This window comes from Escherichia sp. AM3, assembly GCF_032029835.1.
Classification (GTDB): Bacteria; Pseudomonadota; Gammaproteobacteria; order Enterobacterales; family Enterobacteriaceae; genus Escherichia; species Escherichia coli.
Map to the genome: position 1 here is coordinate 1 of NZ_JAVUPQ010001058.1, position 262 is coordinate 262.

Here is a 262-nt window from a genome sequence, read left to right on the forward strand (position 1 = left end):
CGTATTGCGATCGATGGTGATCCCCGCTTCCTGCAAGTTGGTCCAGGCCTGGTTCACGACATCGTTCTGCACGTTTCGCATCACCATGTTCAGTCCCGCACCAATGACGATCTGTGCGGCATCGCCTGTTTTTCCCGTCAGTTCAACCAGGATCCCCGCCAGCTTTCGATCGTTGAGATACAGATCGTTGGGCCATTTTACCCGCACCTGATCGGCACCCAGATCGTGCAGCACCTCTGCCATCACAATGCCGATGACCAGG

Annotated in this window: 1 protein-coding gene; it reads right to left on the reverse strand. The window is 56.1% G+C overall.

What is annotated here, in order from left to right:
• A partial coding sequence (locus RTW80_RS29685; protein ID WP_312721719.1) for a biotin--[acetyl-CoA-carboxylase] ligase occupies window positions 1-262 on the reverse strand: 262 nt, incomplete at both ends.